We start from the raw sequence: 3,585 nt of genomic DNA on the forward strand, positions 1-3,585 counted from the left end.
CATTCCCAAAAAGAGCGAATGTGAGAATTTACTGGTTCCGGTTTGTATATCAAGTTCACATATAGCTTATGGATCAATTCGTATGGAACCTGTATTCATGATACTTGGCCAGAGCGCTGCTACTGCAGCTGTTCTTTCCATCGAAAAGAAGGTGGCGGTGCAGGATCTGAACTATAATATTTTAGAAAAACAACTCCTGCAGGATTCTCAAATCCTTGAATCGGGTAAGTAGAAAAAAGTATTGATTTAAAAGAAAATATTGATATTCCATATTTATGGATGTAAAATAACACTCTAATCCAAGGCTTTAAATGGTTTAAGGTGCAAATTATTTATTCAAAACCTTTTTTTATCCAATAAGGGGAATTGTTTTCCATTTTCCTTATTCGATATGAAATTTAAAAATCATCATGAAAAGATCAATTTACCTGTTTACCCTTTTTTTATTTTTTTTATGTTTTCAATGTTTCGCTCAATCCGGGACGCATCTTTGTAATCCTTCGAGCCAGTACTTCGTATTTTTAAGGTCTTCAGATGGTTATCACGGGCAATCTGCCTGGAAGATGAAAAAATACAGCGAAGTTCCCAATGAAGGCAAGACAATATCTCAGGCCAATTACCCAACTTCGGACTGGTACTCTGCAATTGTTCCGGGAACAGTACTTACTTCCCTGGTTAAGAATGGAGTATATCCAGATCCTTATTTCGCCGACAATAACCGGAAGAGCCGCAAGCTGATTCCGGATATTGCAGAGGCAGGGAGAGAATTTTATCATTATTGGTTCCGCACAGAGTTCGTTATTCCCCGGAATTTTAAGGGCAAGGACATTTGGCTCAAATTCCATGGAATTAATTACCGTTGCGAGATCTGGTTGAATGGAAAATTGTTAGGCCAAATGGCAGGTATGTTCAACAGCAAGAGCTTTGACATTACTTCAGTGGCCAACCTTTCAGGTAAAAATGCTTTGGCGGTGAGTGTGTTGCCTGTTGATTTCCCAGGTGACACCAAAACTAAGGGAGATCGTCCCGGAGCAGTTGGAGAAAACAGAAATGGTGGCGATGGTGAAATAGGTAAGAATGTAACCATGTTGATGAGTGCCGGCTGGGACTTTACTGCTCCCGATGGAATTCGTGACAGGAATACCGGGATATGGCGCGATGTGGAACTTTATGCAACAGGTAATGTATGCCTGGAAAATCCGTTTGTGCAGACTAAATTGCCCTTACCCGATACCACCTCATCCAGGCAAACCATTTCTGTGGAAGTGGTGAATTATTCAAATATTTCTCAAACTGGCGTATTGCAAGGATTTATTCCGGAAAATAAAATCAGTTTTGAGAAAAAAATCACATTAGCTCCCAGGCAAAGGGAAACTGTTATTTTCAGCCCGGAAGAATACAGGCAGCTTCAATTTAAAAATCCGAAACTTTGGTGGCCTGTTAACAAAGGAAAGCAGAATTTGTACACGTTGCAGTTGAAATTTATCAGCCCGTCAAAAATGATCAGCCACAGTATATCGACCCGTTTCGGAATCCGGGAGATCAGTTCGGATCAGAATACTCCCGATCATTCCAGGCGTTTTCTGGTCAATGGGAATCCGGTATTTGTCAGGGGAACCAACTGGGTCCCGGAGGCTATGCTTAAAAATTCGGAGCAAAGGACATTTACTGAATTAAAATATACACGCCAGGCAGGGCTTAATTTCATACGTTTATGGGGCGGAGGAATTTCGGAATCGGATTATTTCTTCCAATTGTGTGATGAATTTGGCTTTTTAGTTTGGACTGAATACTGGATGACCGGTGATACTCATTTACCTTTGGATACTGCCTTATATTTTCTGAATTTAAGGAATACCCTTAAAAGGATCAGAAATCATCCTTCCCTGGCTTACTATGTTTCATCAAACGAATCAAAAGAAATGCCGGGTGCTCCTTTGGTTTTTCATGATTTGGACAGTACCCGCGGTTATCAGATGCAATCGGAGTGCTGTGGCGTTCATGATGGCAGCCCTTATAAGTATGAGAATCCCATGCAGTATTTTGAAAATACGGCTTCTGCCAGGGGAAGCAGGGTAGACGGATTTAATCCCGAATATGGGGCTCCCTGCCTTCCTGTCGTTGAAAGTTTGAGAAAAATGATGCCTGAAAAAGACCTTTGGCCCATTAATGATACTATCTGGAAATATCTGGATGGCAACGGTTTTCATCAGGTGGTGACAAAGTACAAACAGGCAGTCGATCAATTCGGAGAATCCTCATCTATAGAAGAATTTTCCAAAAAGGCACAATTTGTAGGTGCCATGAATTTCCGTTCTATCTGGGAAGTATGGGATTATAACAAGTTTAATTACGGTGACCGATTTGCTTCAGGTTTCTTTTTCTGGTATCACAACTGCCCTTTGCCTCAGGTAGCCGGCCGTATGTACGATTACTATCTGCAGCCTACTGCAGCATTGTATTATTCACAAAATGGACTGGCTCCCCTGCATCCGCAATTTGATTATTTGAAAAATACTGTTTCTGTTTATAATGATTACAGGATAACATTTGCAGGCTATTCGGTCGAGGCCGCCGTATATAATATGGACGCGCAAAAGGTTTGGTCGAAATCTGTCAAAATATCCATTCCTTCGGATGGAGTGGTTAATGATATATTTAAAATTGACTTTCCGGAGAATGTTTCCCAAGTCCATTTTATAAAGCTTAACTTAAAAAATCCTTCCGGAAAGGTGATTGCTGATGCTTTTTACTGGAGGTCTAAAGATCCGTATAAAGGCCCATGGACACTGACAGGCCCGGCCGTGTCAGGCTTTCAGGACATCAATAAACTTCCTGCTGCTAAAGTGGATATGAAGGTGTCAAAAGTAGCAGAAAAGGAACAAATTGTTCTGAATGTTAATGTTTCAAACAATTCAAAATCTGTGGCCTTTTTTAATCAGTTGAAATTAAAAGATAAAAATGGCAAGTTGATTATTCCTGTATTTTATTCTGATAATTTCTTTTGCCTGTTGCCTGGGGAATCCAAGACAGTTGCCTTAACCGTTTTCAACCGTTTTGCATCCTGCAGGGAGGCTCGGTTGTCTTTGGAAGGTTGGAATGTTAAAGAAGAAACAATAATTGTAAAATAATACGAAATGAAAAAGTCTGTATATTTAATTGCCTTGATGTTGGGTTCATTGGGCTATCAGGCCTTTGCCCAAAAAGATTTTACTCTTTTATCCCCTGATAAATCGGTGAAATTCATTCTTGAAGTGGCCGATAGTATTAATTATTCCGTAGCTGTTGATAATAAGGGAGTTGTAGGGAAATCTAAAATCTCATTTACCACCGATGCTTCCAGAAAAGCAGGATGGAAAGTAGTGGGTACAAAAAGGACTTTTATCAATGAATTATTGACTCCTGTTGTAAGGCAGAAGAGTAAATCTATACAGGACAGATGTAATCAACTGCATCTTGATTTTAGCAACGGGCTTTCCCTTGAATGCAGGGCGTATAATAATGGTGTCGCCTGGCGATGGATAACTTCTTATAAGAAGGAATACAAGGTGCTGGATGAAAAAGTGGGGTTTAGTTTTGATAAAA

3 protein-coding genes are annotated in these 3,585 nt (G+C 40.1%); all 3 read left to right on the forward strand.

What is annotated here, in order from left to right; genetic code table 11:
* Window positions 1–232: FAD-dependent oxidoreductase (locus Q8907_14385; GenBank protein MDP4275460.1), on the forward strand; the 232-nt coding region annotated here is incomplete at its 5' end.
* A gap of 178 nt (window positions 233–410) precedes the next feature.
* Window positions 411–3,131, forward strand: coding sequence for a glycoside hydrolase family 2 protein (locus Q8907_14390; protein MDP4275461.1), 2,721 nt, complete (start codon window positions 411–413; stop codon window positions 3,129–3,131).
* A 6-nt stretch (window positions 3,132–3,137) separates the two neighbouring features.
* A partial coding sequence (locus Q8907_14395; protein ID MDP4275462.1) for a glycoside hydrolase family 97 N-terminal domain-containing protein occupies window positions 3,138–3,585 on the forward strand: 448 nt, incomplete at its 3' end.

This window comes from Bacteroidota bacterium (assembly GCA_030706565.1).
In the GTDB taxonomy this organism is placed as follows: Bacteria; Bacteroidota; Bacteroidia; order Bacteroidales; family JAUZOH01; genus JAUZOH01.

Bases quoted from the DNA above. Each gene is read 5' to 3' on its own strand.
- Q8907_14390 (MDP4275461.1), top strand. From the start codon at position 411: ATGAAAAGATCAATTTACCTGTTTACCCTTTTTTTATTTTTTTTATGT.